This is a genomic window from Microcoleus anatoxicus, assembly GCF_042465725.1.
GTDB lineage: Bacteria > Cyanobacteriota > Cyanobacteriia > Cyanobacteriales > Microcoleaceae > Microcoleus > Microcoleus anatoxicus.
On sequence record NZ_CP120853.1, the window covers coordinates 5,090,543 to 5,114,204 of the forward strand.

Annotated in this window: 32 protein-coding genes; 15 read left to right on the forward strand and 17 right to left on the reverse strand. The window is 44.1% G+C overall.

Annotated features, from left to right (window positions below; genetic code table 11):
• Positions 1–323: 323 nt before the first annotated feature.
• The gene (locus tag P2A85_RS21985; RefSeq protein WP_377481637.1) at positions 324–1,169 is read left to right on the forward strand and encodes a M23 family metallopeptidase; all 846 of its coding nucleotides are present in this window, start codon (positions 324–326) and stop codon (positions 1,167–1,169) included.
• Between the two features lie 211 nt (positions 1,170–1,380).
• Complete coding sequence (locus tag P2A85_RS21990; RefSeq protein ID WP_340541683.1) at positions 1,381–1,920, forward strand: late competence development ComFB family protein; 540 nt, start codon at positions 1,381–1,383, stop codon at positions 1,918–1,920.
• A gap of 99 nt (positions 1,921–2,019) precedes the next feature.
• On the opposite strand, the gene psb29 is transcribed toward P2A85_RS21990, so the two are convergent.
• The gene (psb29, locus tag P2A85_RS21995) at positions 2,020–2,739 is read right to left on the reverse strand and encodes a photosystem II biogenesis protein Psp29 (protein ID WP_377475511.1); all 720 of its coding nucleotides are present in this window, start codon (positions 2,737–2,739) and stop codon (positions 2,020–2,022) included.
• A gap of 412 nt (positions 2,740–3,151) precedes the next feature.
• Between psb29 and P2A85_RS22000 the strand changes: the two genes are divergently transcribed.
• Positions 3,152–3,772 carry a chromophore lyase CpcT/CpeT gene (locus tag P2A85_RS22000; protein WP_377475512.1) on the forward strand — a complete coding sequence of 207 codons (621 nt, stop codon included), beginning with the start codon at positions 3,152–3,154 and terminating at the stop codon, positions 3,770–3,772.
• A 335-nt stretch (positions 3,773–4,107) separates the two neighbouring features.
• Here P2A85_RS22000 and P2A85_RS22005 read toward each other — a convergent pair whose 3' ends face one another.
• Positions 4,108–4,470, reverse strand: coding sequence for an STAS domain-containing protein (locus P2A85_RS22005; protein ID WP_006631392.1), 363 nt, complete (start codon positions 4,468–4,470; stop codon positions 4,108–4,110).
• A gap of 81 nt (positions 4,471–4,551) precedes the next feature.
• Positions 4,552–5,571 (reverse strand): oxygen-dependent coproporphyrinogen oxidase, encoded by a 1,020-nt coding sequence (hemF, locus tag P2A85_RS22010; RefSeq protein WP_377475513.1) that lies wholly within the window; start codon positions 5,569–5,571, stop codon positions 4,552–4,554.
• Positions 5,572–5,854: 283 nt separating this feature from the next.
• Here hemF and P2A85_RS22015 point away from each other — a divergent pair, with 283 nt between their 5' ends.
• A complete protein-coding gene (locus P2A85_RS22015; RefSeq protein ID WP_377475514.1) occupies positions 5,855–6,925 on the forward strand; it encodes an Mrp/NBP35 family ATP-binding protein in 1,071 nt (356 codons plus the stop codon).
• Positions 6,926–7,078: 153 nt separating this feature from the next.
• Here the strand turns inward: P2A85_RS22015 and P2A85_RS22020 are convergent, their stop codons facing one another.
• Positions 7,079–7,210 carry a hypothetical protein gene (locus P2A85_RS22020; RefSeq protein ID WP_371118810.1) on the reverse strand — a complete coding sequence of 44 codons (132 nt, stop codon included), beginning with the start codon at positions 7,208–7,210 and terminating at the stop codon, positions 7,079–7,081.
• A gap of 10 nt (positions 7,211–7,220) precedes the next feature.
• Here P2A85_RS22020 and P2A85_RS22025 point away from each other — a divergent pair, with 10 nt between their 5' ends.
• Positions 7,221–7,412: an NAD(P)H dehydrogenase subunit NdhS gene (locus P2A85_RS22025; protein ID WP_293271046.1), complete on the forward strand. Its 192-nt coding sequence runs from the start codon at positions 7,221–7,223 to the stop codon at positions 7,410–7,412.
• Between the two features lie 138 nt (positions 7,413–7,550).
• Here the strand turns inward: P2A85_RS22025 and P2A85_RS22030 are convergent, their stop codons facing one another.
• On the reverse strand, positions 7,551–7,691 hold the full coding sequence (locus P2A85_RS22030) for a hypothetical protein (RefSeq protein WP_377475515.1): 141 nt from the start codon (positions 7,689–7,691) through the stop codon (positions 7,551–7,553).
• A 15-nt stretch (positions 7,692–7,706) separates the two neighbouring features.
• Here P2A85_RS22030 and P2A85_RS22035 point away from each other — a divergent pair, with 15 nt between their 5' ends.
• Entirely contained in the window at positions 7,707–8,375 is a 669-nt protein-coding gene (locus tag P2A85_RS22035; RefSeq protein WP_377475516.1) for an HAS-barrel domain-containing protein, read from the forward strand.
• A 141-nt stretch (positions 8,376–8,516) separates the two neighbouring features.
• On the opposite strand, the gene P2A85_RS22040 is transcribed toward P2A85_RS22035, so the two are convergent.
• Entirely contained in the window at positions 8,517–8,780 is a 264-nt protein-coding gene (locus tag P2A85_RS22040) for a peptide ABC transporter substrate-binding protein (protein ID WP_377475517.1), read from the reverse strand.
• A gap of 115 nt (positions 8,781–8,895) precedes the next feature.
• Between P2A85_RS22040 and P2A85_RS22045 the strand changes: the two genes are divergently transcribed.
• Positions 8,896–9,132 carry a helix-turn-helix domain-containing protein gene (locus tag P2A85_RS22045; RefSeq protein ID WP_371115435.1) on the forward strand — a complete coding sequence of 79 codons (237 nt, stop codon included), beginning with the start codon at positions 8,896–8,898 and terminating at the stop codon, positions 9,130–9,132.
• 60 nt (positions 9,133–9,192) lie between these two features.
• On the opposite strand, the gene P2A85_RS22050 is transcribed toward P2A85_RS22045, so the two are convergent.
• The 3 genes from P2A85_RS22050 to P2A85_RS22060 form a co-directional block, all read right to left on the reverse strand.
• Entirely contained in the window at positions 9,193–10,590 is a 1,398-nt protein-coding gene (locus P2A85_RS22050) for a DUF4339 domain-containing protein (RefSeq protein WP_377475518.1), read from the reverse strand.
• Between the two features lie 293 nt (positions 10,591–10,883).
• A complete protein-coding gene (locus P2A85_RS22055; protein ID WP_377475519.1) occupies positions 10,884–11,087 on the reverse strand; it encodes a hypothetical protein in 204 nt (67 codons plus the stop codon).
• Positions 11,084–11,428, reverse strand: coding sequence for a hypothetical protein (locus P2A85_RS22060; protein ID WP_377475520.1), 345 nt, complete (start codon positions 11,426–11,428; stop codon positions 11,084–11,086). The genes P2A85_RS22055 and P2A85_RS22060 overlap by 4 nt, the downstream gene beginning before the upstream one ends.
• Before the next feature lie 91 nt (positions 11,429–11,519).
• Between P2A85_RS22060 and P2A85_RS22065 the strand changes: the two genes are divergently transcribed.
• Positions 11,520–11,822 carry a Rieske (2Fe-2S) protein gene (locus P2A85_RS22065; protein ID WP_341730549.1) on the forward strand — a complete coding sequence of 101 codons (303 nt, stop codon included), beginning with the start codon at positions 11,520–11,522 and terminating at the stop codon, positions 11,820–11,822.
• 232 nt (positions 11,823–12,054) lie between these two features.
• On the opposite strand, the gene P2A85_RS22070 is transcribed toward P2A85_RS22065, so the two are convergent.
• Positions 12,055–14,931, reverse strand: coding sequence for a TIGR02921 family PEP-CTERM protein (locus P2A85_RS22070; protein ID WP_377475521.1), 2,877 nt, complete (start codon positions 14,929–14,931; stop codon positions 12,055–12,057).
• A gap of 5 nt (positions 14,932–14,936) precedes the next feature.
• Positions 14,937–16,460 (reverse strand): exosortase O, encoded by a 1,524-nt coding sequence (xrtO, locus tag P2A85_RS22075; protein ID WP_377475522.1) that lies wholly within the window; start codon positions 16,458–16,460, stop codon positions 14,937–14,939.
• Positions 16,461–16,609: 149 nt separating this feature from the next.
• On the opposite strand from xrtO, the gene smpB reads away from it, so the two are divergent.
• From smpB to P2A85_RS22090, 3 genes are all read left to right on the forward strand, one after another.
• Positions 16,610–17,077 carry an SsrA-binding protein SmpB gene (gene smpB / locus P2A85_RS22080; RefSeq protein ID WP_340524203.1) on the forward strand — a complete coding sequence of 156 codons (468 nt, stop codon included), beginning with the start codon at positions 16,610–16,612 and terminating at the stop codon, positions 17,075–17,077.
• Positions 17,078–17,569: 492 nt separating this feature from the next.
• Entirely contained in the window at positions 17,570–18,295 is a 726-nt protein-coding gene (locus P2A85_RS22085) for a tetratricopeptide repeat protein (RefSeq protein WP_377475523.1), read from the forward strand.
• Positions 18,292–18,516, forward strand: coding sequence for an Osc7112_2153 family protein (locus P2A85_RS22090; protein WP_377475524.1), 225 nt, complete (start codon positions 18,292–18,294; stop codon positions 18,514–18,516). Before P2A85_RS22085 ends, P2A85_RS22090 begins: the two co-directional genes overlap by 4 nt.
• A 451-nt stretch (positions 18,517–18,967) precedes the next feature.
• Here P2A85_RS22090 and P2A85_RS22095 read toward each other — a convergent pair whose 3' ends face one another.
• Positions 18,968–19,468 (reverse strand): DNA-binding response regulator, encoded by a 501-nt coding sequence (locus tag P2A85_RS22095; protein WP_377475525.1) that lies wholly within the window; start codon positions 19,466–19,468, stop codon positions 18,968–18,970.
• Between the two features lie 96 nt (positions 19,469–19,564).
• A complete protein-coding gene (locus P2A85_RS22100) occupies positions 19,565–19,786 on the reverse strand; it encodes a hypothetical protein (RefSeq protein WP_377475526.1) in 222 nt (73 codons plus the stop codon).
• A gap of 264 nt (positions 19,787–20,050) precedes the next feature.
• Here P2A85_RS22100 and P2A85_RS22105 point away from each other — a divergent pair, with 264 nt between their 5' ends.
• The 3 genes from P2A85_RS22105 to P2A85_RS22115 all read left to right on the forward strand — a co-directional run bounded on the left by P2A85_RS22105 (position 20,051) and on the right by P2A85_RS22115 (position 22,322).
• Positions 20,051–21,409 carry a calcium-binding protein gene (locus P2A85_RS22105; RefSeq protein WP_377475527.1) on the forward strand — a complete coding sequence of 453 codons (1,359 nt, stop codon included), beginning with the start codon at positions 20,051–20,053 and terminating at the stop codon, positions 21,407–21,409.
• 167 nt (positions 21,410–21,576) lie between these two features.
• A complete protein-coding gene (locus tag P2A85_RS22110) occupies positions 21,577–22,059 on the forward strand; it encodes a hypothetical protein (RefSeq protein ID WP_377475528.1) in 483 nt (160 codons plus the stop codon).
• 11 nt (positions 22,060–22,070) lie between these two features.
• Positions 22,071–22,322, forward strand: coding sequence for a hypothetical protein (locus P2A85_RS22115; RefSeq protein WP_377475529.1), 252 nt, complete (start codon positions 22,071–22,073; stop codon positions 22,320–22,322).
• Here the strand turns inward: P2A85_RS22115 and P2A85_RS22120 are convergent.
• Both P2A85_RS22120 and P2A85_RS22125 read right to left on the reverse strand, forming a co-directional pair.
• Positions 22,309–22,707, reverse strand: a complete 399-nt coding sequence (locus P2A85_RS22120; RefSeq protein WP_377475530.1) for a PIN domain-containing protein — start codon at positions 22,705–22,707, stop codon at positions 22,309–22,311. The genes P2A85_RS22115 and P2A85_RS22120 overlap by 14 nt on opposite strands.
• On the reverse strand, positions 22,704–22,904 hold the full coding sequence (locus P2A85_RS22125) for a type II toxin-antitoxin system VapB family antitoxin (RefSeq protein ID WP_096828228.1): 201 nt from the start codon (positions 22,902–22,904) through the stop codon (positions 22,704–22,706). Before P2A85_RS22125 ends, P2A85_RS22120 begins: the two co-directional genes overlap by 4 nt.
• Positions 22,905–22,989: 85 nt before the next feature.
• Here P2A85_RS22125 and P2A85_RS22130 point away from each other — a divergent pair, with 85 nt between their 5' ends.
• Positions 22,990–23,115: a hypothetical protein gene (locus tag P2A85_RS22130; protein WP_377475532.1), complete on the forward strand. Its 126-nt coding sequence runs from the start codon at positions 22,990–22,992 to the stop codon at positions 23,113–23,115.
• Here the strand turns inward: P2A85_RS22130 and P2A85_RS22135 are convergent.
• Together P2A85_RS22135 and P2A85_RS22140 are read right to left on the reverse strand one after the other, a co-directional pair.
• Positions 23,112–23,375 (reverse strand): DUF4926 domain-containing protein, encoded by a 264-nt coding sequence (locus P2A85_RS22135; RefSeq protein WP_377475534.1) that lies wholly within the window; start codon positions 23,373–23,375, stop codon positions 23,112–23,114. The two genes, P2A85_RS22130 and P2A85_RS22135, sit on opposite strands and share 4 nt — an antisense overlap.
• Positions 23,359–23,589 carry a DUF6883 domain-containing protein gene (locus tag P2A85_RS22140; RefSeq protein WP_371123122.1) on the reverse strand — a complete coding sequence of 77 codons (231 nt, stop codon included), beginning with the start codon at positions 23,587–23,589 and terminating at the stop codon, positions 23,359–23,361. Before P2A85_RS22140 ends, P2A85_RS22135 begins: the two co-directional genes overlap by 17 nt.
• Between the last annotated feature and the right edge of the window lie 73 nt (positions 23,590–23,662).

A 23,662-nucleotide genomic window follows, 5' to 3' on the forward strand; every position in this document is an offset into this window, starting at 1 on the left:
TTTTTACTAAGATATCCGATATTTTCGTTGGCTGAGTTTGTATAAATCTCGCCCATACACATGAATGCTGGGGAATTTTCTCTGTTTTGAGAAATTATTTTCTACTTGGCCGGAAAGGGCGATTCCCTAGGGATAGCTTTGCTTGACGTACTTTTTGTGGCGATCGCGCCCTAGATTTTAGCTACTTTGTGTAATATTATCTAGACCAACATTTAAGGATATCAGTCATGACAACGACTGCGAATCAAGCCAACTCCGGGTCTAGTGGGGAAATAGTTGCGGGTGCTATTTTGGGCTGTAGGCTGGTGAAAACAAACAGGAAGATGGCGGTTGTGAGTGGGGGAATTGTTGCTAGTGTTCTGTGTCTGGTATCGCCGGTGCAAGCTTTGCAGGTTCAGGTGAGTCCGCCAAATCCCGAACTAGGAGATACTTTGTCAGTCTTGATTCAGGTAGATGGTAGCCCTGGGGAAACTCCAACGGTTTCTCTACAACAGAAAAACTACCCAGCTTTTCCGATGGGTAACAACCGCTTTCGGGCTCTGCTACCTACTACACCCCTGGAGAAAGCCGGTGCTCGCCAAATCAAAGTCACTGGTGACGGAAAGGTGCAAAACTTGAGCGTGCAAGTGCGCGATCGCAATTTTCCGACTCAATCTATCACGCTACCACCAGGGAAAGACAGCGAAGGTACTGATGCCGAATTCGATCGCGTAGATGCGTTTAAAGCACTGGTGACACCCGAAAAGTTTTGGAATGGCCCTCTGTTGCGCCCCAATGCTGGCGAAATTACTACTGTTTACGGGGTGCGCCGATACTATAATGGGGTGTTTGCCCAGGATTACTACCATCGTGGTGTTGATTATGCTGGTGCCTATGGTTCTCCTGTGGTCGCACCGGCCGCCGGTCGGGTGTCTCTGGTGGGACGCGAATCTCAAGGGTTTAAAATCCACGGTAATGTAGTTGGTATTGACCACGGTCAAGGGTTAGCTAGTATTTTGATGCACCTGAGTCGCATTGATGTCCAGGAAGGCGATTTCGTCAAGCCTGGTCAAGTTATTGGGGCGCTGGGTTCCACGGGGGCTTCGACAGGCCCTCACCTGCACTGGGGACTGTATGTAAACGGGCAGTCGATCGATCCGGTACCTTGGCGACTTCAGGGAATTGAGTAATAATTTTTCCAGACTTTGATGAATTTACCAGTCATTATGGGGTAAGTTTGTGGCTGGGGCGTGCCGATCGCACTTGTAAGTTAAGTTATAAGTGTTAAGTTAGAATTTTTATACAAATTCTCAAGGACAGCCTCCAAATTCCAATCTCAAGACGCCAGTAATCGCGTCTTCACAAAACTTTATTGATGATGCCGTTGAGCGGGAAGCATATATGAGTATTGAAAAAATTGTTGAACAGGCTTTGCAGGATGGCTATTTAACGCCGTCTATGGAAGCTGAAGTAGGACGAATTTGCAATACGGCTTCCGAATTGTCGATCGAGGAGTATATGGCTCTCGATCGTTTGATGGGAGCTTTATTGACTGGGGAAGTTGTGGTTCTTCCTCGCAAACAGTTCATCAATGTGATGGAAGAGTTGGTGCTTAGTGATGCGATCGCCAGGGTTGCTGAAATTGAGGCCAGTAGCGACCAGACTCTTGATGTGGGAGATATTGCGGCCTATGCTTTAAATAGATTGCCGCCTCTTTATGCTACGACTGAAGAAGGAGCTCACTTTCAAAGGGCTAGGGCTAAAGAGCAACTTCATGAATTAATTTCTAAAGAAGTCAACGCAGCGATCGCCCGCAACTTGGACAGACCAGAACCTGTCAACCCGACAGCTTTGGCTAAGCAGTCTTCTGGAAATGAAGTTATCTCCAGCTTAAGCAATTTGTTGCAGGCGAATGCTACTAATTTTGAGCAACAACCTTAGCTAAATTAGTTCTAATATCAAAATATCCGACCTCTTGAAAAAGTCGGATATCTAAATTCTAGCCTGTCTGTCTCAAAAAGGCTATTTCTGCAAAAATCGTTAATTTGTGCTTTCAGTTGAGTCTAGGGATGGGTTAGGACTGGTTTGATTGGCTAGATCGCGTTTTTCCCGTTTTTTCCGTTCTGCTTGAATCACATCTTCGAGCACGATTCGTGCTTGAGCCATTTTTTCCAAGTTGCTGCGGTATAAGTCCAAATCTTTGCTAACTTTCTCTTCGGGTAAATGCAACGCTACACAGACTTTTTTGAGTGTATCGTTGAGCGTTGCTTGGTCTTTGACCAAGTTGGGGTCAGCTTTTTCTAACATGGAGAATAAGCCGATCGCGAATAAGCGACTGTACTTAAATTGAGGGTTATTGGCGATCGCCTCTAAAGATCCTTGCAAATCTCCTGTATCATCAAAACTGGTCGAGCGATCGAACCATGAAAGCAACTCACTACCCGAAAGTCTTTGGGCCAAGCTTTCGAGTCTGTCAGCATCCTGCTTATAGCGATCGGGGTCGTCCTCTACAGCTTTGCACAAACCGTTAAAAATTGAATCCTTGTCTTGTTCTGGGACGTATCCCAACATGAATCGATTAAATGCTGTCACCACACCCAAAGCATAGATTGAGTCGTAGTGAAAATCGGCATTTGCCGAAAGCAAGTGCATTTCTACCATCAACTCTTCTACCACTCGACGGTAAATAGAATTGATCGGCCGAGTGTGAATCGTATAGAAACTTCGCTTAGTATCTGAAACAGTACGGTTCTTGTTCACCTGAGTCTTATATCTAATAATTTTGCCGTAGCGGACGTGCCGAGCGACATGAGTAAAGTTGGAAAATTTGAACTGCGTGCGATCGGGCTGACAAAAAGTGCCATTTTTTTTTACGTCGGTATCGCCAGTACCGAAGTCAAAACCTGACCGGATAAATCAACTACAGGCGCTGACTTACATATTTTCCTAATTTTCTTAGGGGCTTTTGTACAATTATATCTTAGCTGGAATCGTTAATAAACTTAATATTCTGATTAGTTCAAATTTGCTTTGGGATTGCACAATCAAGTCTTAATGTCAAGCTAAAAGGTCTAATATTACGATGGCGATCGCCATCAAGCAATGCGATCCCCAGCCGCGAGATTCACCTGCGCGACCAAATCCTCAATCCCCAATCTCAAATCTAGAATCCATGACACTCTCTCCAGAATTAATCGCTTTAGCCAAATACATGGCTGGCGATTTTGACAATCGGGAACAAGCACTTGCCGAGCCGGTATGGTACGTGCATCTTCGTTTTTGGCAAAGACCAGTACCCGTTGCTCTATTTTCAGAACCCAGCATTGCCCTGTTTGCAGAACAAGCCAACATTCTGGAATTAGACAAACCATACCGTCCCCGCATCGTGCAACTGAGGCAATCACAGACAGCGCCAGGACTGCTAGAAGCCCAGTATTATATGTTCAAGGATATTGAAGCCATCAAAGGAGCTGGTCGCAACCCAGACTTACTAGGAAAAGTAAATCGGGAGGAAATCCAACTCCTTCCAGGCTGTACCCTTTCAGTTGCGGTGCAAAATTTAGGCCCCAACCGTTATCGGTTTCGGGCATCTTTGCCCGTGGGTACTCCATGCTGCTTTGCCTACGGAGGGCAAAATTACCAAGTAGACTTGGGATTTGAAGCCACCGCTGCCGAATTTCTCAGCTATGACAAGGGAATAGACCCCAAAACAGGTAAGGCTATTTGGGGAGCTCTAATGGGCCCTTTTAGATTTGTCAAGCGTCAGGATTTCGCTTCAGAGATATTGGTCTGAACGAACAAGGAAGAAGTCGCCCCCCATTGGTGTCAACTTAACGTTAAACCGAGTCAGAGACTGCGGTTTGACTATTAAGCCTAGATCCCCCTAGCCCCCAGATCGAAGGGGAACCGTTCATGGATCTTTCATCCCCCTTCCCCCCTTGGGGGGGGCAGTGGGGGTGGGGGGCTAGGGGGGAATGGGGGAAATTCTGGAAGAAGGAAAAAAGATTTAGTTATCTAACAGAGAAGGCAAAAATTTACCTTCAGCCTCTTCTTCCCCTGCTGTGTTCCTGGGAGTCGGGGACTCTCAATCTTCAGATTTGCTTACACCGCAACCGATGCAAGATGTCCTCAACTAGCGCGAGGCACCCCCTCCAAAGCTTCTTCTTCAGTCTCAAAAATTTCAAACACAGAATCCATCATGGTGACTTCAAACACCAGTTTGGCTTCTGGATGAACATTGCAAATCCGAAAACTCCCCTTGACTTTATCCGCATCCCTCATACCAGCTACAAGTGAGGTCAGGCCAGAACTATCAATAAAGTTAACCTGACCAAGATTCACTACAACATGGCGGCTGAGTTTGGAAATACACTCTTGCAACTTGAGGCGGAATTGCCAAGCTGTTGTGATGTCCAGCCGTCCTGTCGGTGCTAAGACGATAACTGTTGTACCGTCTTGAAGCGTGTGGGTTTTTTGATCAATATGAATCACTGACCCTTCCCTCAAAATTATTATCTATCGCGGTGGTTACTTTCCCAGTAGTTTAACTCAGGTCGGTTACTACAGAGGCATCTAATTTGCCCAATCTTGTGGTTTTAAGAATTTCGAGTACAGTTCGGCTTCTGGAGAGTTGGGTTCTGGCTCAAAACAGTATTCCCAGCGTACCAGAGGCGGCAGAGACATCAGAATCGATTCGGTGCGTCCATTTGTCTGCAAACCAAAGGTCGTACCGCGATCGTAAACTAAGTTAAATTCAACATAGCGACCGCGACGGTAAAGTTGGAAATTGCGTTCGCGATCGCCGTAGGGTGTCGATCGGCGTTTTTCAATAATTGGGACATAGGCCGGCAAAAATGCCCTACCGCAGTCCTGGACAAAGGCAAACACCGACTCCCAACTCCGATCTTCCGGCTTGCCGATTTCGTTGCTATACGCAGCGGCCTTCCCTTTGACATTCTGGTCGCGGTAAAGGGGGCCTTTACCATTTTGGTAGTCAAAAAAGATGCCACCGACACCGCGAGTTTCTTGGCGGTGGGGGAGATAGAAATATTCATCACACCAGAGCTTAAAGGCCGGATAATAGGCGGGATGGTGTTTGTCACAAGCGGCTTTCAGAGTGTTGTGAAAATGAGTAGCATCCTCAGCAAAGGGGTAATAAGGAGTTAAATCGATACCACCGCCAAACCACCAAATCGGGCCGGCTTCAAAATAGCGATAATTTAGGTGAACCGTAGGCAAATAGGGATTACGGGGGTGCAGCACGATCGAAGTACCCGTGGCATAGAAATCGTGACCTGCCGCCTCTGGGTGCTTGGCCAAAATCAAAGCAGGCAAACTTTCGCCCCACACTTGGGAAAAATTCACTCCCCCTTGTTCAAACACATCCCCTTCGCGCATGACACGAGAACGTCCACCGCCGCCTTCGGAGCGCTCCCAAGCATCTTGTTTAAATTTCCCACTGCCGTCGAGTTGTTCTAGACCTTGACAAATTTCATCTTGTATGGTCTTCATAAATTCACTGACTCTAGCTCTGGAGTCAGTGGGTGGCAAAAACGGGGAAGTCGCTGTTTTAAGAGTTGTAGAAACTGTCATCCGATTTTAGATTGAAGAATTTAAGAATTTAAGAATTGAAGAATCGCGACCACGGCTCAATTCGGCGATTGTGACCAAATTGCTTTGAGTCGTAGAAATTCTTGCCGATCGGATGTGAGTTTCAGATTGACCGTGAGTCCCAAATCCAGTCGGCACTGTAATTATGCCACCGTTGGTCGGTAAAAGATCTCTATGAAGTTAGATTAAAAAATGGCAATAAAAATATACTGAAAGATCGATCGCAAATTACAGACCCAATTGCAGAGCTATGGTGGAGAACATAATGCCCAATACACTCGATGTTAGTTCAGTCCTAGAAATCCTGCGACCAGTCCAAGACCCCGAACTACAAAAGAGTTTGGTGGAATTGAACATGATCCGCAACATCAAAATCGACGGCGGAGTCGTCAGCTTCACCTTGGTGCTGACAACGCCAGCTTGTCCGCTGCGAGAATTTATTGTCGATGATTGCAAAAGAGCGGTCAAACAATTGCCCGGTGTCGAAACAGTGGCTGTGGAGGTGACAGCAGAAACACCGCAGCAGAAGGGAGTAGGCGATCGCCAAGGCATAGAAGGCGTTAAAAACATTATCGCAATTTCCAGTGGCAAAGGCGGAGTCGGCAAAAGTACAGTAGCGGTAAACGTGGCAGTAGCCCTGGCTCAAACCGGCGCTAAGGTAGGTTTGCTGGATGCCGATATCTATGGGCCCAATGACCCGACGATGTTGGGGCTAGCGGACGCTAAAGTGATGGTTAAGGACGGAAAAAGCGGAGAAAGTCTAGAACCAGCTTTCAATTACGGTGTCAAATTGGTGTCGATGGCGTTTTTAATTGAGAAAGACCAGCCTGTAATTTGGCGAGGGCCGATGTTGAACGGGATCATCCGGCAGTTTCTCTACCAGGTTAATTGGGGCGATTTGGACTATCTGATTGTAGATATGCCTCCGGGTACTGGAGACGCGCAGTTGACTATGGCGCAAGCGGTGCCGATGGCTGGTGTGGTGATTGTGACTACGCCGCAGACTGTCTCGCTGTTGGATTCTCGCAAAGGGTTGAAAATGTTCCAGCAGTTAGGAGTGTCGGTGTTGGGAATTGTGGAAAATATGAGCTATTTTGTGCCACCGGATATGCCGGATAAGCAATACGATATTTTCGGTTCTGGTGGCGGGGAAAGGACGGCTGCGGAGTTGGGAGTGCCGCTGTTAGGGCGGATTCCGCTGGAAATTCCGTTGCGGGAAGGTGGCGATTCCGGTGTACCGATTGTGGTGGGACAACCGGGTTCTGCTTCGGCGAGGGAGTTGCGGGCGATCGCGGGTAGGATTGCGGGTAAAGTTTCCGTAGCAGCCTTAGCTTAAATCAGGAGACGGCAATACCTATTGGTGTCAACTTAACGTTCATTCCACAGTCCGACAGGGGTTGAAACCCCTGTCTCAAAGCGAAAGTCCTCTCAAGAGGACTGAAGAACTCATTAGTCCTCTTAAGAGGATTTTCGCTATTAGACAGGGAATTCATTCCCTGGCGGACTCGCGGGCCCACAGACGGGCTTGGCGAGCTGACAGCTTAAGTTGACACCAATGGGCACTGCCGTCTCCAAACTCGATCGCCAAAAAACGGTAAGCTATAAACAGCAAACTTAACATTGAAAAAAATATGATTTTTCCAGGTTCAGCGGTTCGAGTTAAAGATACCACCGAGATTTACTACGGCTTTCAAGGACTTGTCCAGCGAGTCACCGACGGGAAAGTCGCGGTACTTTTTGAAGGAGGCAATTGGGACAAGTTAATCTCATTTCGGCTGTCGCAATTAGAACTTGTGGATGCTACCGCAGGCCGAACCAAATAGTCAGTAGTCAGTAGTCAGTAGTCATTAGTCATTAGTCAGTAGTCATTAGTCAGTAGTCATTAGTCAGTAGTCATTAGTCATTAGTCGGTATTTGGTTGTCATTAGCTATTATTTATGAGTATTATATCAAACTTACTTCTAATAGCTAACGACCAACCAATTCCCAATTCCCAATTCCCAATTCCCAATTCCCAATTCCCAATTCCCAATTCCCAATTCCCAATTCCCAATTCCCAATTCCCAATTCCCAATTCCCAATTCCCAATTCCCAATTCCCAATTCCTAATTCCCAATATGCGTATAAACCTCCCCCAATTTCCAGAGAAAGAGCGCCTCAATGACCATATTGGCGAAATTATTGAAACTGCAACTACAGAATTTCTAGCCCAATGTTTAGATCCAGAAGACTTGAGTTTTCCACCGATGCCACCTTTCGGGAGTTGGGTGAAAGCGACCGATGAACAGTCGGGAAATCTCGCGATCGCAGTAGTTTATCATGCCACAACTAGCCCGATCGACACGGTGCACAGAGCACGGGCTTTGGGGATGTCGCTGCAAGAGTTGCGGGAGGAACAACCGCAGATTTTTGCGATGTTAAAGACCGAGTTTCGATCGGCAATTGTGGGTTTTGAAACGGCTGGTGAAAGCTTGAATGGTTATGCACCGCAACGGGGAACTATTTATCAGTATATTCCGCCACGGCCGCCGCAAATTCACCAAGCGGTTTATCGCTGCGAACCCGATGAGGTGATTGATTTTAGTGCTCAGTTGGATTTTTTGAGGACTTTGCTGGGGGTGGCTAATGCGCCGGTGGAGGCGCTGACGGCTGCGGCGATTCGGGAGGTTTATCAGTTGCGAAAGCGCGATCGATCTTGGTTGGTGGAAGCGGGGAGGAGTTTGAGTGTGTTGTTGAAGGATGATTACGATCGGTTGAGGGTGATTTTGAGTCAGATTCATCCCTAGGCTATAACTCAGGTTAGTCAATTTAGCTAAGTGTCAATCAACTTGGAAAAGAAGAAACGATCGCACTTAATTCAAAATGCGATCGCCCCATTGAGTCTTGCAGAGCACTGCGTCTGATGTAAAAGAGCATTTTTGCCCAATCTAATCTAGAGAAACATAGCGAATCAAACTCCGCATGAGCTTGCCGAAAGTTGGGGCAGGTACAATCTGCGACCATTCTTGAACTGCTGCAAAGCGACGCAAGTAGAGCGCGCTAACAATTCTATCGATTCCCTTCTGGGAGCCAATCACCAGGATCAGCACAGGTTCCCGGTTTGGTTCAGCAGGCACAGGATTTGGCTGCAAAATCGGCGATGTCGTGATTTCGTTGATATCTGTGGACACAAAAAGCTGTGTTTGAGTCATTGCGGTAAATTTCCTCGATCTATTAGTTGCTAATTGTCAACTATTTTGAGTGTAACGCATTAGATGACAATCAGCAACGTTTACAGAATCGTGACTCTCTGACACAATCGGGAGCATGGGAAGAGCAGGTAAAGCCCTCAAAAAAATATTAGAGGCATACGATATCAGTCAATATCAATTGGCAGCAAAGATGGAGATCGATCGCTCAAACGTTAGCCGTTGGGTGAGTGAAGAGCGAGACCCGTCTGCCGAGGCGGTATTTGCGATTAAGCAAGCGTTGCAGACATTCAATCGGGAAGCGGCTAATGAATTCGTCAGGTTGTACCTGGGAAATGGCGAGGAAAATGGTTAAGTGCTCAGGTGTGGACAGTCTCGCACCCATTGTCCTGCATTCAAGGGCGATCGAAGTCTCTTATTTTTGACTGAGATATGGTGCTAGTTCTGGAATTTCACCGGCGCGCTGCCACTGAGCGTCCCCGCGCCGCACTTTAGTTCGGGCTGTGATTTCCTCAACTTCCCATAGTTGCAATTTAGTATACGGGCCCTCGGCTTTACCAGATCGAAATACGTACCATTCGGCAACTTCAGGAGTTGGCCGCGCCGTTTGCCTTACTGACTTCATCCGATTCAATCCAGCTTCTGCCTTAAGCTGGTTAAGATTTTGTTCTATGGGATCGGCAGGAGGTGATTTGGAGGGCGATCGCTTTTTCTTAGCTGAACCCCGACTTTTTTTAGCCTCGCCCTCACGGTTGGCAATTTCTACTTCGCGCGGCCATCCCCAGAAATGCCACAGCGCCATCCAAGCTGCCACCACCACAAATCCCAGAATCTCTTCTTGCGTTTTTGACCACTCTTGGGAGTCTCCAAACAACAAATAACCGAGCGAAGCAACAATCAGCGACATCGCATTTAGATAAATCAAGTTGGTAGCGTCATTAGCTGCTAAGTGCCAACTGGTGCTGTGGTGGATAAAAGATTTGCTGGTTGCTGTCTTGTTATGTTTCCAGCTTTTTCGAGTTTCGAGGTTGCTGTAACCAGGAGATTCGGCGGGCCACCACGTCGCGACCCAATTAACGAGATGTGCTGACCAATATTGCAAGGCTGCATATCCGACTATGGAGCTCAGAAATACGCAAACAACTAATAAAAAAGTTGTCAGCGGTAGTAACTGCCTGGGCACGATTTGGGCTGTGGCAATAGTTAGCAGGAAAAACGGAGTACCGGTAAGGATTGGAACTAACAAAAGTTCAACTATTTTGAGCTGGTTTGCATAAAAAAACCAGAGAGGTTTAATAATAGTTTTCAGCAGCTTTCCAAAGCGGAAATAATACAAGTAAGCAGAGGCGATCGCAGTTCCTAGAATTACGGCTATCAGCCCGCCCCCAGAGGTTCTAACCGGCAGCAGAAAAATTGCCATCGCCGGAATTCCGATCGCGATCGCTGCTGGCAAAGTGAGAAATGCGATAATTCCTTCTCGACCGTGCTGCCACGCCGATATTGCCACTGGCTGCCCGTGCCGGCGGATTTCCACCCATTCGGCAAACTTAGTTAGCGCCCAGTGATAGAAAGCAAATAACCAGATTTGGGACAACCAAGCAAATACAATGATATCAACATCAGATCTGCCGAAGATCGTGCGCCAGTAAGTCCTGCTAAATCCGTAAGAATAGTAGTAAGCATTGGGCAGGAACACGGAAACAATCAGCCAAAAGCTAATGCTTAAGGCAAAACCTCTTGCCCATGATGTAGGATTGGGCAGGAATTTCGGCCAGTTATTCATGGTGGGAATAATTTGACGGGATATCAACATTGTCCCACCAGCCCGAGCTTTTTAACAGGGCGATCGTTTGGTAAATGTTGCCTATAGGTAACGTTCATGCTACTAGGCATGATATAAGATTGTTTGCTGGCGTGAATTACCGACCAACAGCTTTTGCGGTCAAGTCAGATTTTAAGAGGAGTTGGCGATCGATTACGCGGGCGATCGCGAATTATAGCTTGTTACCGCAATGCTTGCACTCATTTGGAATATCCGATTGATATGGGTAAGGTAAGCGGCGGTATCATTACTTGTCCGTTAAATCTAAGGATAGCCAACATAATTTATGAATCGGCTACTTTTTCTTGCACTCGGCGATATTTGCCATCTAAACGTTCCTGTCGCTGACGGCGATTATCAGCTTCTAACATTGCGAGGACTTCATCTAATTTTAGCGTCCAAGCATCAAGCAGGCGACAAGATTCTCGCATCCTAGCAACATTTTGCTGTCTAGTTTCTAAATCGGGTATTCTGGGCTGTTGAGTCATGGCAGGTTCCAACTCCTTTGAATTTCTTGAATACTGGCTTCTGAGGCATCGGCGATCGCCTCTCCCTGGTCTATCGTCCTATACAAAAAGTCTAGCACATCGGCTGTTGCTGCTGGCTGAGATTCTGCCACCTGTTGCAAGATTCTGTGCAAACGGTTGTAGGGAATTCTCAGGCGTTCCTTGACATTATCAATCGCTTCTAACTCAGGCATTGTTTCCTGGGTTTCGCCAAATTGCTGTAAGAGGGAATATTCTGCTGCTGTTGCTGTGTCGAGAAGTGCGACTAACCGCTGTTGTAATCTGAAAATAGTGCTGATGGTTTGGTCTGGTAATTTTGCCATAAATTTGAATTTAGAGTGACAAATTATCAGTATAATAGCACTTCAGGATCGCCAATCAGTCTGTCATAATTTATTTAAACCAAAAAATCATATGTGGGTAGAAATAACAGCGCTAAATCAGATTCCTGAAAGAGATATTTTGCGAGTAAAAGTTGAGGAGACTTCACTAATTTTAAACCGTCAAGGTGTGAATGTCACTTGTTACCGCAATGCTTGCACTCATTTGGAATATCCCATCGATATGGGTAAGGTAAGCGGCGGTATCATTACTTGTCCGTTTCATAAATATCAGTACAAGTTGGATAGCGGTAAATGTTTGAATGCACCTGCGGATTCTCTCGAATCGTATCCGATTAAGATTGAGGGCGATCGCGTTTTTGTGGAAATAGATTAGTTATATAACGAACCGCGAAGGCGCGAAGAACGCGAAGAACGGAAAGAGAAGAGAGTTTTAGGACTTATTTAGACTCACTATAGAAGAGGGAAGTAAGAAAATGCCACAATAGCAATAGTTTCAGTAATTACAGGATTTACGCACTCCGACAAAGAAACCGGGTTTTTTACGAAATAGTTGGTTACACACTCTAAATTAGGTGAAAAACCCGGTTTCTGGGATCGTGCGTAGTTTATACTATTTTCGATCGCCGCTGACGGTATAAAATTGCCAAAAGCCCGATCGCACTAAGCCCCAAAAGCAGCCATTCTTCTGGTTCAGGAACCCCGGAAACATTTAAAGGATTGCTGGGTTTACTCAACTCCTCTTTACCGGATTCTACCTCGCGTTCAAATCGATCTTTTTTCGCTTCGGCTTGTTTTAGCTGCTGTCTTTGGGCATCATTAACTAACACAATCATCGAAGAATAGGGTGTCACCACATTAAAGGATTTTGCGATTGAGTGCATCGCATCCAATTGAGTTAATTGATTGGAACTTTTCTCCTTGCTAAGTGCCATAATCAACTGTCGCGCTGCTATAGGTTTAAAACCTTCATTTTTGTCATCTTTTAATTCTGTAGCAGCCGCAGATTGCAGAGTCTTGTCCGATTTCGGCTTTTTGGTATAACTCCAAGCATAGCCATCAACAACACTAATGACGGAATTGCCAGATGCTGCTGTCGTCGCCACTCGCTGCATTGCTTCTTTAATATCCGTAGCAACTCCGCCACCGCTATCTTGAATCACCTTTAACGTAGCGTCGTCATAACCCGGTGGTAAACCTCCCAAATGCACTGTCCACAACGGTGCAGCCATGGAAACGGTGTTTTTGCGATCGTCTGATAATTCGTAACTATGCCGATCGCTCACCAAGAATACACTATCATAAGTGCGATCGCCACGCAACTGAGCAAACTGTTGCAATATATCCTTCAATTGAATCGAACCATAAAACGTTAATTTTTCAACATTAAAACTGCGTAAATTTTCTACCAACTTCGGGGACATACCGGGCGCACTCGACACATATAAATCCACATTATTTGTGGTTAAAATATGCTTTTTCAACCATTCAAAATTATCCTTGAGCTCTTTAGTTTCCGTCGCCATGCTGCGAGAAGTATCCAGCACCAAGGCTAATTTTTTTACCTGTGGCAAAAAGTAATTTACATCAATCAGTGGCTGAGCGAAAATAGTATTTTCTCCAGGAAGATTCGCTAGATGTGGTATAATTTGTGGCGGTGCAACTGCGGGCAAAAATGCTGGAAGCCAAATTTCTTTTGCCTCTTTTGCATTGTAGTTTACCTGTTTCCCCGCCATAGTACGACGAGTATTTTTGTCCCAAAAAATGTTGCGTTTTTCAGCTAAATTCGGCATAGCCCAACCTTGTGCTTGTCGCATGACTTTGTAAGTTAGCCACAGGTGCATTTCCGTGGGCCCGTCAGTTTGTCTAAATTCTCGTTTAGCAGGGATGGGAAAAGCCCGCAAGCGATATTGTTTCGGACCAATTTGTTCTAGCAAAGCGGGATCTACACTTTCTCTCACCTGCTGATTGTAGACTTGTTGAGCGGCACCTCGTGGCGATACAGTAAATGGAAAACGTTTTTTCAAATCCCCAGTATCACCAAGCCAAATTCCTGTTACTGCGGCGCTTTCTGGCAGCGAAAAGTAGTAAAATACTTCTTGCAAGTTGGGTGTTTGATTTTTGTAAACTTCGTAGAGTTGAATATCAGCCCAATCACCATGTTCTTTCACTGTTACTTCTTGGGATTGCAACCATACTTTTTCTTGATTGACATTCAGCAAACCTGCTTTAGCTTCTTCCCGATTTGAGGTGGATTGTACGGCGTGTTTGACTGCTTCGGCATCACCTTTTTGCAATTCGGTATCAAAGAATTCACCGTAGAGTTTTTCGGCTTTCTTCACATCTGCCTCAGAGCCTTGATACAAAAAGGGAGACATTAGAAAATTATAGCTGTTCTGGACAGCCTGAGCCGCACCTTTATTCAAATTTAAAGTGTTTTTGTACATCTCATAAATGTGGTTATTTTGTTCCACTGTGCTGAGATAGCGGTAAGGTGATAAATAAGCGTTGACTAAGCCCGCTCGAATCCTATCAGATTTAGCTAATATAGTTTGCCTGCTGCTCTCATTAATCGGTGGAGTCCCTAGCATTTTCAGTGCTTGAATTTGTGGCTGTTGCTGCAAAGTTGCAAAAATAGCTACCCAAGTTGCTATTACTGCTAAACTTCCGAAAATTGCCTGATTTTTACCATATTGAGAAGCAAAGCTCCGAAATATTTTGTAACCTGACTGAAGATATAGAAAGCCATAAAGTGAAGGCATTACCACGAATAAGCTGGAGGTAAAGCCAAACATAATTAAGGATAATGGTAGCCACCAAATTGTATAGAATGAAATGTATTTAAAAGATTCTATAAGTGGTTGCACCCAAGCAAAACTAAAAAATCCTACTATGGTCACAATGGCGACAGGTAAAGCGTAAAACATCAGCAATGTAGCAGCCCAAGTACCAACCAAGAGCATTAAACTATGAAATAGTAATTGAATCCTGGCACTATTTTCTTTTCCTATTAATCTAGTTAATATAAACGGTTTTGGTTGATTTGGAAACCCCGATAATTCCGAGCTACTATTTTCGGTTTTTCCCAGGTATCCGTAAAGAATTTTTACTAAAAATGCTCCGATACACAAGGCTATAGTAGCGATAATTTGAGAGCTGGCGGGAGTAAGTTCTCGCAGTAGAAACAACCGAATTAAGCAAAGCAAAAATAACGGTGCTTCCACTCCGTAAAACAGTCGCATTAACTGTAATGGTTGCTTTATTAAATACCTGGCTCCGATGATGGTTGAGATTGTAGGTACTGCAATTAGGGTGGTGAGGGTTAAGGAAAATTCCAGGGGGATAATTCCGTCTATGGTGGCTTGAAATAAGGGTATAGCCAGATAGGGTAAAATACCTAGATAGACAATTGACAAAAATGTCAGGTTCCACAGCCAAAATATTGACTGAAATATTATATTAAGTGCGAGTTTGAGTTTCTTCATTTTTTTTATCCTTTTAAGCTAATATTGACGGCATCATGGACATCGGTAATGAAGTTTTTGATTTCCGAATCTTCGGGTTTTACATAACTGTCAAAGAGCATGGAGACTAACACCCAAGTTTGATTTTTGTGACGAATATCGCTGCTGATGCGTGACAAGAAGTTATCTGTTGTTCCTTGGGTGGATTGGAGCCAGTATGCGGCGGAGAGTTGGTTGTTTTTGAGAGACAGCCAGCGGGCTATCACATCTGATGTTAGCTGTTTTTTTTCGATGCGATCGACTGGAATGCCACTAGCGAAAAAACATAACTCCGGTGCGTGATATGTCTGCCAAGATGTGCTAGCAACTGTGAGCAGGGAACCATGCAAATTTCCTGAGACAAATCTGATTTTTTCTGTCTGTGTTCCGGGATAATTACCAAAGAATTCTTGTTCCCTAGGGTTGAGGGCGATCGACTTGGATAGAATTTGTGGTGGAAGGTGCAAGGGGGCGATCGCCACTTTTGCACTTTCCACATGATATGATTGAGCGATAATCGCCAAAACCCCGACTATTCCAATTACTCCGAGTTTAGCCAAAGGCTGATTTATGAATATTTCTGAGTTGTCTTTTGTGGCAAGGTTACTTGGTTGTAATTCTGGAAATTTAGGGATTTTTTGCAACATCAGCCAAGTCAAAAAACAAGCAGAGACTAATCCCACAATTCCCAGGGGTACGTGCAGAATTTCCGCATACATTTGCTGTTGAAAAACTATGGTAACTAGGACTAGCACTGCAACTCGTGCGACATTAGCAGAAACTAACATTAAGAAGTTAGTGGCGCATAATGCCAGCCATTTTAAGCCTAATTTGCGACTTTCGATCCAGGTCGCAGCCAATAAAAAAAGTGTCCCAACAAATAAGGTTTTAATGCCGCTACAAGGTACGTCAACGTGGGCGATGCCATTTTCTAAAACGATGATATCGTAGGAAGAAATAGCTCCGATTTGCAAAGCAGAAAGCAATTGTTCTACTACCTGAGCCGTGAGCACTCGCGCTGGTAAACCCAAACCGCTATTTAACTGACTATTGAATGGTAAAATACAAGCTAATAAGCCTGCAACGGGCAAGTTTTTTTGCCAAAAATGGGGTTCGGAAAACAACCCGTATAATCCGTAGGTTCCTAGGATAAACAGCAGTACGGTGATATGTTGGATCTCAATTATGGACTGAAGTGCGATCGAGCAAATGCCGGCCCCCAACATCAGCAGCAGGGGATAGCGCCTCAAAACAAATTTTGGCATCGATGGGCGCGATCGTCCCGAAGTTCCAGTCGATCGCACCACTAATGCTACAATCAATAAACCAATTAGTATCTTGTAGAGAGTTGGTATCTCGACCAACGAGGATAACAGCCACTTAACAGCCGAGATGTTGGCTAAAAACCAAGTGAGTGCGAGCACAGAAGGAGCTAGCAAAACCAAATTAACCGCAGGATGGGGACTGACAGAATCTGGGATACCAGAATCAGGAATCTTGGTGCGCTGCATGATACCGCTTGACATTCACGTTGGTGACATCTTAGCTCAGCAAAATTGGTAATGCCTAGACTTGTAATTTAAGTTTTGTCAAGCTTCTGTTTTCTCTACAGAGAAGCTAGAGTTATAATAATTTTAAGGGAGATAAAGGGAAGATAACAATGAGCGAAAAAAGTCCAGGATACAAAATTCTTAGTGATAACCGACAAGCGCGGCATCTCTATGAAATTATAGATACATATCAAGTGGGAATCGAGTTGAAGGGAACCGAAGTCAAATCAATTCGGGAAGGTAAAGCTAATTTGCGGGACGGATATGCTTTAGTCCGCAATGGTGAACTGTGGCTGATTAACGTTCATATTTCCCCTTGGAGAAGTGCTAGCAACTATTTTAATCACGAACCCCGTCGCACCCGCAAACTGCTGATGCACAAGCAGGAAATTCGTAAATTAATTGGTAAGGTGGAAGAAAAAGGTTTGACTTTAGTGCCGTTGAAAATGTATTTGAAAGGCGGATGGGTAAAACTGGATATCGGTTTGGGGAAAGGCAAAAAACTGTTTGACAAGCGGGAAGATATGAAGAAACGCGACGACAAGCGGGATATGGAACGCGCGATGAAGCAGTTTTAATTATAACCGAAGGAAGAAGGAAGAAGGAAGAAGTCACCCCCCCAAGGCTGGGCTGTTTCATCATTTTGTAGGGGCGGTGCCCCCGTGCCCGCCCCAATCTCACCAAACAACTACAAAATCGTGGATGGTGCGTGCCTACCCCCTCCACCGACCATTTTCCGTCATTTCAGAGATTGGGGCAACCGGGCGTGGGATTGCCCCTACAAGAGAATGAAACAGCCCTGGGCACGGCCCCTACAAAGAATGAAACAGCCCAGCCCCAAGGGGGGAATGGGGGAAATTGAGGAATAAGGAAGAAAGCCTAGGTGTCAACTTAAGTCTAAAAGCCTTGGTATCTCTCGTTCATAGCCAAGTCTAGTGATTGATTTTCTGCAACTCTCCTGATAGTCCCTCGGAATCGATGAAGGATTAATCTATGGTCGCATACATATACGTAGTGTCAACATTACGCCATATGGCAAATTAAATATCTCTCTAGTTCCGAGTTAAAATATGCTAAACACAAAACCATTAGCTAACATTTCTAATGCTATAAAACAGCCGCCTAAAAAGCATCATAACTCTAAGTGGGCTGCTTTGCTCTTAATGCTGACAGTAGGGTTTGGTGGCTGGCAAATAGGGTTGCCGGAACTCGCATCCCTGTTTAATAATAGAGGATTTGAAAACTATAAGGCAGACCGATTGGCTGATACTCAAGAATCCTATCAATTAGCCCTGTCTCTAGATTCCAAAAACAGAACTGCTCTTTATAATTTAGGATGGCTTTGCGAAGAGGTACAGGATTTGGGATGTGCGCGAGGAAAATATCGCGAAGCTGCTAAATTGGGTTTACCTGCTGCCTACAGTAACCTAGCACGGTTATATATTCTTCACGATAAAAACTATCCTGCTGCTGTTCATTTGCTTTTGCAAGGTTTAAAATTAGCTAAGGACGATCAAGTCAAATATTCTTTGCTCAAAAACTTGGGTTGGGCTCGCTTGAAACAGGCTCGATATCCAGAAGCGGTGCAACATCTGGACTCAGCGAGCAAGATAGATAGCGAAAGAGCGGATACTTACTGTTTAAAAGCACAAGTTCTAGAAGGGATGAAAAAGACGAAAGAAGCTCAACCTTTGTGGAAAATTTGTCTTAAGTATGCGGATTCTCAAGAATTGGATGAGGATATATGGATAGGAATGGCACGTCAAAGCTTAAAAGAGGAAAAAACAAAGAAATGAAACCTAATGTTTTGATTTCATCAACAATACTGGCAATTATAACTCTAGTCGATCTGAGTCCAGCTTCTCAAGCACTGCCAAGTCCTGTGACTGTTAAGTCCACGGTTAATCACGAAGTTGAGTTGTTTACGTCGAATTATTCGAGGCGGCCTTGTAGAGATACCGATGGTGGGCAATACGTGTGTCCCAGACTAATCATACCCCAGGATAGTGCAGAATAAAAGTTAGTTTCAAACAGTTTTTTTTAGGTGTGTACTTTGAATTTTATATCAACAGGTATGTAGTATGAGGTAGTATGGGATGTTGTCTGTGGGTACTTTACTAATACCCTTTCTCTAAAATCGTGCAACAATCTTTGACCCCCCCTAACCCCCCCTTATAAAGGGGAGGGACAAGACTACTGTTGCATTCTTTTTTAAAATTGGTATAAATAGTTAAGCAAACCTCAAAAACATAATACCTAGAGCCCTGACTTCTTAAAAAAGTCGGGGCTTTAACATATAGCAACCGCCAAGGTGGTTAAGGCATAACTTTGGGGTAAGGGCGAAGCATGACCGCTGTAAATCTCTGGTTATGACTAATAAATTGTCTGCGGTAATGGTTCGCCTATGCAAAATCGGGATGCTCCCAACCGTATCCTATCAAATCTGTTAGTATCAGTGCATCGTGCATCTAGTCTTTTCGATCCAAGTCTTCGGTTTTGGGAGTCTCTGAAGTTGAGGGGAATTCTAGTCGAATGTTAATATCAATTGATACTGTACTTTCTTTAAAACCTATATTAACTATTTTTACTAATGCTTCTGTAGGTACAGAATTATTTATTTTAAATTCAGGAGAAGACTGACTTTGATATCCGGCTTCCTGTAGCCGATCGCAAATATTGCGCCAATTTCCTACAGGTTCGTTAGGTACATCAGCGAGTTTTTTGACATATTGGTATAAAGTTTTACATAAATAGACCTCTGCACTTTTGGAAGTCTGAAGGAGTTGGCGGGCGATTTCGGCGGGACTGCAACCGGAAAGCAATCCTCGGAGGTAGAGTTTTTCGGTTTCTGTGAGTCCCCGGCGCGATCGGGGTGAGATTTGCCGTTTAGCTTCTGCAAAAGCTTGGTACAGCCTTTCTAAGTCCCAGTTTTTGGCGGCTTCGGTAAATAAGTCTTCTTTTGATGCCATTGTGGGTGTCGTGAGATTTGACTAACGATAGCATAACCAAAACTGATAGCGTTTGTTAGTTTACTTTTTTATTTGCTTAGTGTAATGTTACACATATTACCTTGAGTTGAGCTTGTTGACGAGATGTGACGCCGAGTAGAGATACTCAGATTCAGTGATGGCGCGATCGTTGCAACTAACCTCAAAGCTAATATCTACCAACGTCTGACGGCGCTTGATAAAGTTTTGTAACAAAAAACCAATATTTTGCATAAAACTTGGGGACTGAGCCTGATAGATAAATAGAGCCTTAGAAGCACCGCTACTGTTGCGGTTCATCGGGGCTCAGGGTGGATTAGGGCGATCGCTCTAATTCAGCTCAAAGCTACTATCTGTCAGGGTTGGGAAGGATTATGTAAAGTTTTGTAACAAAAGACCAGTATTTTGCATAAAACTTGGGGACTGAACCTGATAGATAAATAGAACCCTAGAATTACCGCTACTTTTGCGGTGCATCGGGGCTCAGGGTGGATTAGGGCGATCGGTCTGTGGACTAGCCTCAAAACAAACCTCTGGCAGACTCATGTAAAGTAAGGAGTGAAAATGGCAGAAATTATTGGCGATGACTTTCCCCAATCTTTGTTTGGTACTGAGAACTCAGATAATATCTTTGGATTTGGCGGTAATGATACGATTAATGGATTTGGCGGTAATGATCTCTTATTTGGCAACATTGGTCTCGATCAGCTTAACGGCAATCAAGGTGAAGATACCATCTCCGGCGGCAAAGACGATGACTTCATTCTCGGAGGAATAGGTAACGATTTCCTTCGGGGTGATTTGGATCGAGATACGATCAGAGGGGAAGATGGAAATGACATTTTGTTTGGCGGAAGAGGCAACGATCAGCTTTTTGGCGATGATGGAAATGATACTCTATCTGGCGATCGGGGTGTTGATACCCTAACAGGTGGGACAGGATTTGACGTATTTGTTCTCGTGGAAAACGGGGAAGGCCCAGACATTCTCACTGATTACAATGACGCTGATGATTCAATACAACTGCCAAGAGGTCTAACATTTAATAACCTCCAAATTCAAGGAAGTGGTGCTAATCAGACTGTCATCAGTATTGCTAGCACTGGTGAGCGTTTAGCAATACTAAATGGTGTTTCACCTTCCGAACTTTCAAGTATTGATTTTATTTCAGATACGTCATCGCCAACACCACCACCACCGACAAATACAAGAGATCCTGGAAATTCTCCCGGTGACGCTTTAAACATTGGTGTTCTGAATGGTACTGTTACTTTCAATGAATTTGTGGGTAACACCGATACGAAAGATTATTACCGTTTTGGTGTAGCAAGTCCTATCAATTTCAGCTTATACTTAGACGGTTTAGGTGCAGATGCAGATGTAACTGTATATCAAGACTCCAACAATAATGGTGTGATTGATTCCAATGAATCCAGTGGTATTACTAATAGTTCTCTGAGTGGTACTTCTTCCGAATCAATCACTCGTAACTTAGGAATTGGCAATTACTTTGTTTTGGTTCAACCAGCTTCCCAAGGTAGTAATACTAATTATACGCTTCGACTTGTCAACGAGACGAGCGAGGCTGCAAATATTGGGGTTCTGGGTGGAACTCGTACTTTTAATGAATTTGTAGGTAGGAACGATCGAGTAGATTACTATCGCTTTAGTCTCAACAGCCCCAGAACGTTTACACTAAGCTTGAATGGCTTGAGTGCGGATGCAGATGTCACTGTACATCAAGACTCTAACGATAATGGTGTGATTGATTCCAATGAATCCAGTGGTATTGCTAGTAGTTCTCTGAGTGGTACTTCTTCCGAATCAATCACTCGTAACTTAGGAATTGGGAATTACTTTGTACTCGTTAAGTCAGTTTCTGAAAGCAGTAGTACTAATTATAATCTGACTTTATCGGCATAGCTTGAGCAAGTAAATTATAATTGTTCCTTTCCAAAGAGCGATCGCCCTTTTTCCCAAATAACCAAAAGGGCGATCTGCTTCAATATTTCCTCATTCAAAACTTTGAGAAGTACAGGTTAACAATTAGCCCAACCGAAGGACAAAATCGAATATAAGGATAATGTTTAATGAATAGACTGACTCTCGTTCTGATAGCTGCTTGTTTGTCAATGAACACAATTGAGATAGCAAAAGCTAACCCCAATCAACTGGCACAGTCACCACAGTCTCAATCTATTTCTTCTCAATTGCAATTTTTGAATGGTACTTGGGAAGGCACATACTCATGTAGCCAAGGTTTAACACGAGTTAAATTAGTGATCGCAGCAAATAGTACAGCAGAAATTGATGCAGTTTTTACTTTTTTTGCTCATCCGCGAAATCCTTCCATTTCTTCTGGTTCTTTTAGAATGTTAGGTACATATACAAGTTTTAACTCTCCAGAAATACCAGGACTACTAGAATTAAAAGCAACAACTTGGATTAATAGACCTTCTGGTTACTTGACTATCAATTTGCAAGGTAATGTCTTTACTTCAGAGAAGAGAATTATTGGTGAGGTTACCAGCAGCGGTTGTTCTAAGTTCGATTTAATTAAAACGGGTATTTAACTGTAATATAATTGCCATATTTTATCACAAATTTCACAGTGCGATCGCGCTTATTGTCCGAAAGTGCGATCGCTCTTTACCCCCAAATAACCAAAAGGGATCTCGCCTTTCTCATCCCGAATCCCAAAGTGCGATCGCCCTTATTGTCCGAAAGTGCGATCGCCTTTCCCATGCTGAATCCCAAAGTGCGATCGCGCTTATTGTCCGAAAGTGCGATCGGCTCATATCAAGCTTTTACCCGTTACAAACTTATAGTAATATGACAGGAATGTGCGATCGGAAATTCTCAAAATCTTTATCAGTAGTGAAAATACTATAGCCACGATGATGAGCAACAGCACATAGCAGAAAATCAGTATTTGAACCCTGAACCCCATTACTGCGACAGGTATTGAAAAACTCTGCGGCTAACTCATAATCTTCTGTTGTTAGCTCTAAATCAGGAAAAGCACGAAGATACTCTTGCAATCGAGCAAACTGTTCCTTGTAGCGCACCCCAGAAAGCACCTCCTGACGAATAGCCCCCAGTAAAACAACTCGTCCATCTCCAATCAAATCGCGTAGGACTTTAACGATCGCGATCGCATCATTTGTTGTGTTGCGCCGCAATGCCAGCGACCAAACCGAACTATCAACAAGAACATTCATAAAGTTTGTCGCTGTTGCTTGTAGTTATAATCTTCATCGTATTCAATAGTACCAAACAATTCCAATATTTTTAATTGTTTGCGACGTTGGATGTACTCGCGTAAAGCTGCTTCGATTAATGTAGTAGGTGTTGGATGGTTACTCAAATCAAGGGCTTCTTGAAGAAGAGTTTTGTCAATTTCGAGCGTAGTTACCATGTATTTTCCTCGTGCAAGTAGGGTATAACACAATTGCCACCGAACAATGCTGTAATTTTAGTGTAGCACTGAAATTCCATCAATTGTGCGATCGCCCTTATTGTCCGAAAGGGCGATCGGCTTTCCCATGTCGAATCTCAAAGGGCGATCGCCCTTATTTTCCCAAAGTGCGATCGCGCTTATCGAACTTTTACTCCCCTCACATTACTAAGCAACTGCGAGTTCATATTGCAGAACTAAAATTTCATCTGCTTTCAAAATAGCCATAGCATATTCAATCCCTTGACTATCAGAAAACTCCACTAAATACTGACATTCCTTTCCCGTATCATACACTTCGACAATAGTTCCCACAAGTCCTACTGGCAAACTAGAAACAGATTCGTATTCCGGTTCTACTAGAGTTAATCGCGTATTTGAAACCGGATTGAGAATCGCCACAGAATCCAAAAGTCTAAAGTTTTTTATCATGGTTTAAAAAAGCTGAAATCAAACGAGGGTTAGAATTAGTCCGAGTAATTTCCCAGATTGTCCGAAGCTCAATCCCCGCTGTATCGGGTACAGTCCAATCTACTTTAAACTGTTGCCCAAAATCAGTAGTATTTTCTTGGACAACTTCACCTTCAATGGCTGCTTTTTGAATAAGCTCTTGCAAAACTTCTGCATTATTAGCCGTGATTCCCAAAACCGAAGCAAAGACTCTGGCTTTGTGTTTTCCGCTCTTATTGCTCTGGATTTAAGCAGTAGCCGACTAGCTT

Coding starts and splice junctions, on each gene's coding strand:
- P2A85_RS21985 (WP_377481637.1), top strand. CDS start 324: ATGGCGGTTGTGAGTGGGGGAATTGTTGCTAGTGTTCTGTGTCTGGTA.
- P2A85_RS21990 (WP_340541683.1), top strand. CDS start 1,381: ATGAGTATTGAAAAAATTGTTGAACAGGCTTTGCAGGATGGCTATTTA.
- P2A85_RS22000 (WP_377475512.1), top strand. CDS start 3,152: ATGACACTCTCTCCAGAATTAATCGCTTTAGCCAAATACATGGCTGGC.
- hemF (WP_377475513.1), bottom strand. CDS start 5,571: ATGACAGTTTCTACAACTCTTAAAACAGCGACTTCCCCGTTTTTGCCA.
- P2A85_RS22015 (WP_377475514.1), top strand. CDS start 5,855: ATGCCCAATACACTCGATGTTAGTTCAGTCCTAGAAATCCTGCGACCA.
- P2A85_RS22020 (WP_371118810.1), bottom strand. CDS start 7,210: ATGTTAAGTTTGCTGTTTATAGCTTACCGTTTTTTGGCGATCGAGTTT.
- P2A85_RS22025 (WP_293271046.1), top strand. CDS start 7,221: ATGATTTTTCCAGGTTCAGCGGTTCGAGTTAAAGATACCACCGAGATT.
- P2A85_RS22035 (WP_377475516.1), top strand. CDS start 7,707: ATGCGTATAAACCTCCCCCAATTTCCAGAGAAAGAGCGCCTCAATGAC.
- P2A85_RS22040 (WP_377475517.1), bottom strand. CDS start 8,780: ATGACTCAAACACAGCTTTTTGTGTCCACAGATATCAACGAAATCACG.
- P2A85_RS22045 (WP_371115435.1), top strand. CDS start 8,896: ATGGGAAGAGCAGGTAAAGCCCTCAAAAAAATATTAGAGGCATACGAT.
- P2A85_RS22050 (WP_377475518.1), bottom strand. CDS start 10,590: ATGTTGATATCCCGTCAAATTATTCCCACCATGAATAACTGGCCGAAA.
- P2A85_RS22055 (WP_377475519.1), bottom strand. CDS start 11,087: ATGACTCAACAGCCCAGAATACCCGATTTAGAAACTAGACAGCAAAAT.
- P2A85_RS22060 (WP_377475520.1), bottom strand. CDS start 11,428: ATGGCAAAATTACCAGACCAAACCATCAGCACTATTTTCAGATTACAA.
- P2A85_RS22065 (WP_341730549.1), top strand. CDS start 11,520: ATGTGGGTAGAAATAACAGCGCTAAATCAGATTCCTGAAAGAGATATT.
- P2A85_RS22070 (WP_377475521.1), bottom strand. CDS start 14,931: ATGAAGAAACTCAAACTCGCACTTAATATAATATTTCAGTCAATATTT.
- xrtO (WP_377475522.1), bottom strand. CDS start 16,460: ATGCAGCGCACCAAGATTCCTGATTCTGGTATCCCAGATTCTGTCAGT.
- smpB (WP_340524203.1), top strand. CDS start 16,610: ATGAGCGAAAAAAGTCCAGGATACAAAATTCTTAGTGATAACCGACAA.
- P2A85_RS22085 (WP_377475523.1), top strand. CDS start 17,570: ATGCTAAACACAAAACCATTAGCTAACATTTCTAATGCTATAAAACAG.
- P2A85_RS22090 (WP_377475524.1), top strand. CDS start 18,292: ATGAAACCTAATGTTTTGATTTCATCAACAATACTGGCAATTATAACT.
- P2A85_RS22095 (WP_377475525.1), bottom strand. CDS start 19,468: ATGGCATCAAAAGAAGACTTATTTACCGAAGCCGCCAAAAACTGGGAC.
- P2A85_RS22100 (WP_377475526.1), bottom strand. CDS start 19,786: ATGAACCGCAACAGTAGCGGTGCTTCTAAGGCTCTATTTATCTATCAG.
- P2A85_RS22105 (WP_377475527.1), top strand. CDS start 20,051: ATGGCAGAAATTATTGGCGATGACTTTCCCCAATCTTTGTTTGGTACT.
- P2A85_RS22110 (WP_377475528.1), top strand. CDS start 21,577: ATGAATAGACTGACTCTCGTTCTGATAGCTGCTTGTTTGTCAATGAAC.
- P2A85_RS22120 (WP_377475530.1), bottom strand. CDS start 22,707: ATGAATGTTCTTGTTGATAGTTCGGTTTGGTCGCTGGCATTGCGGCGC.
- P2A85_RS22125 (WP_096828228.1), bottom strand. CDS start 22,904: ATGGTAACTACGCTCGAAATTGACAAAACTCTTCTTCAAGAAGCCCTT.
- P2A85_RS22135 (WP_377475534.1), bottom strand. CDS start 23,375: ATGATAAAAAACTTTAGACTTTTGGATTCTGTGGCGATTCTCAATCCG.